3 protein-coding genes and 2 pseudogenes are annotated in these 2,459 nt (G+C 61.0%); 2 read left to right on the top strand and 3 right to left on the bottom strand.

The window, feature by feature from the left end; genetic code table 11:
* Positions 1–130: 130 nt before the first annotated feature.
* A pseudogene (locus AB3X86_RS38010) lies at positions 131–311 on the bottom strand (hypothetical protein); the annotation flags it as partial.
* Between the two features lie 185 nt (positions 312–496).
* On the opposite strand from AB3X86_RS38010, the gene AB3X86_RS38005 reads away from it, so the two are divergent.
* Positions 497–895, top strand: coding sequence for a hypothetical protein (locus AB3X86_RS38005; RefSeq protein ID WP_368599874.1), 399 nt, complete (start codon positions 497–499; stop codon positions 893–895).
* 4 nt (positions 896–899) lie between these two features.
* Positions 900–1,277, top strand: coding sequence for a hypothetical protein (locus AB3X86_RS38000; RefSeq protein WP_368599873.1), 378 nt, complete (start codon positions 900–902; stop codon positions 1,275–1,277).
* A gap of 201 nt (positions 1,278–1,478) precedes the next feature.
* Here the strand turns inward: AB3X86_RS38000 and AB3X86_RS37995 are convergent.
* Both AB3X86_RS37995 and gspK read right to left on the bottom strand, forming a co-directional pair.
* Positions 1,479–1,643, bottom strand: a pseudogene (locus tag AB3X86_RS37995) (type II secretion system protein GspL); the annotation flags it as partial.
* Positions 1,644–1,671: 28 nt separating this feature from the next.
* The coding region (gene gspK, locus AB3X86_RS37990) for a type II secretion system minor pseudopilin GspK (protein WP_368599872.1) at positions 1,672–2,459 on the bottom strand (788 nt) is incomplete at its 5' end.

Raw genomic sequence — 2,459 nt, 5'->3', positions numbered from 1 at the left:
GATCCTCAGGAAGCTGAGGCTTTTTTACGCCGCTGTTCTGGCCGCTTTGCTCAACCGCTCAATCGCTGTCGAATACCAGCCGTGAGGGCAAGCGTCGTCCAAAACGAATTATTCAGACCCGACTACTTAGAAATTCGATCAGCTGCTGTCGCGATACCTTCTTGCGGAACACAGCCTTACCAAACTTGTCCTGGCCGTGTAGGTGAAACGAACGTTTGCTGGGCGGCGACAATTATCTTGGCCGCCGGCCATGCTGCTTGACGCTCTCTACGTTTGCCGAGATCGATTCCAATGACTGTTACGTCTTGCATGGCATTGCCTCCGGTTGAACGAGCCGATACAGCGTAACCCACTGTCAGGTGGGGAGGACCATCCCATTACGATCCCGCTGACGCTCGCGCGATCTGGATGGCCTTGGTCTGGACTGCGATAACGATTGCGCGTTCATGAACCCGGCCGTCTTTGATTTCAAGGCAACGGGTATCGAGATGGTGCGTTGGCGTGCCTGCAAGAAAAACGATCAGGCGCGGGTCGCGCAAAAGAATGGCGCCGTCTGTACGTCATCTGGTGGGGGACGGCAGGCTACAAGGTCTCGAAGCCACAGAAAACACTTGCCTCACTTTATCAAGTGTCGCGGCTGTATATCAACTTCTTACAACCGTCATTCAAACTGAAATCAAAGACAGGTCACGGCGCCAAGGTGACAAAGCGCTATGAGGCGAGTTTGACGCCACCCGAAAAGGACGGATACCCTAGGATCGAGAGCGTGCGCGGCATGGCTGAGTTTGATGATGGCGCACTATGCGGACATGCTGGTCCTGATCGCATTGCCTCTGGGTCGGGACGCTGGTGGCGCAATACCTTTCTTTTCGCGTCCGGGCAGCCATCGCGGTGAGGCCATGACAAAGGGAGATACCTTCAGCTTCTATCAGCGTATCTGTGTGGCGCGCGGCCTCCGTCACGGCCAAAGCTGGACGTGTGTTCTGGTGCCGTACGGTATCGTCACGCTGTTTCCGTCGCCGATCGCGGCGCTGCTCGAATGGAAGGTTAGCGCGACCACCGTCATATCCGTCATGCCTCTATTGCTGGCGGTATTCGAAATTGACATCACGGATACGGTGGACTTCTCGGTCTATTCCGCGTCGGGAGCGTTGCTGGGCTTCACGATTCTCTTCGCACACACCTATGCGTTCGGGTTGCGCGCGCATCTGGACCCGAGCGGACGGGCGGTCGGGGGCACAGCGGCAATGCTGATGGTGGGGCGGCGTTCGAGTTGATTCTGTTCAATTCATGCGTCGGACCATTGGGTGTCGTTCGCCGGCCGTTCGCGACCTGATTCTCCCGCCGTGCCGATTGCGCTCGACGGTGATGACAATTTTCGGGCCAAACGTGGCGGATGCGCTAAAGTTGGTTGTAGAGTCGTTGACTTTGGTGGCGTCCGACCTTCATCGCGGTCAGTTTGCGGACGACCACCGGGGCAGCACCGTCGTGTTCGCGCGCGGCAGCAGCGCGAGCGCCGAGCGCCCGGCGCGCCGCGTGCGCCCGGCGTTGTCGAGCAGCACGAACGGCTGCTCGGGAAGTTGCTACTCCTGCGAGGGCACCGCCGGATCACGCGGCGGCAATAGGACGTTCAGCGTGCTCAAAGGCCACTCTCTCTGTGGATTGCGATATTCATAGTTGGTCTTGTACCCGCACGATACGCGTAGTGTGAGTCAGCGGATCGCGATAGACGAGCGTCGTGCGATCCACTTCGGCGCGCTCGTGCTGCACACTGCCGTGGACTAAAAAGTAGCTCGAATTGACGTCGAACTGATTCGGATCGGTCGACGCCGATCGCACGCCGGCGGCGGTCAGCGCGAGCTGCACGTCGCCGGCGTTGCGGAAAAACACGGTCTGGCGCCGCGCGACCAAGGCCTGCGCCTGCGAGACGGTCATGCCCGGCACCACCGCCGCGATCACTTCGGCCGACGCGGTGTTCATGTTGATCGCGGTGACGGTCGGCAGCACGGTGACGAACGGCCGTAGCTTTGCGACGATCTCCGGTGTGTAGCCCGGAATGTCGAGCAGCGAATCGACGCCCGTCATCAAGAGCGGCGCGACCGCCACGTTGTCCTCGCCGTCCTCGATGCCGGGCTGGTTCGTGAAGTTGCCGCCCGTCATACCGCCGTCGCCGACCTGCGGCGAGCTGCTGATCGAGGTGCCGGTCTGAAAGCGCGTCGCCGATTGCGACAGCCCCGCGCGCACGTGCAGCGCGGTCACTTTGGCGAGCTGCCCACTCAGGCCCAGCGATACCAGCAGGCGCTGATACGCGGCCATCTGCTCGGCGCTGATCTGCGTCACGCCGGGCGCCGGACTCGCGACCAGATTGCGCAGATTGAATCTGGACTGCGCGTCCTCGATCGAGCCCGACAGGTACGTGGCCGCGCCTTGCTCAGCGCGCACCTCGCCGATCTGGCCGA

This window comes from Paraburkholderia sp. BR14374 (assembly GCF_040948685.1).
Lineage (GTDB): Bacteria > Pseudomonadota > Gammaproteobacteria > Burkholderiales > Burkholderiaceae > Paraburkholderia > Paraburkholderia youngii.
The sequence above is the reverse complement of the archived record's forward strand: the minus strand, read 5'-3'. Positions and strand labels throughout refer to the sequence as shown.

What these genes read in the sequence shown, in the direction of transcription:
- AB3X86_RS38000 (WP_368599873.1), top strand. Translation starts at nt 900, where the DNA reads ATGACAAAGGGAGATACCTTCAGCTTCTATCAGCGTATCTGTGTGGCG.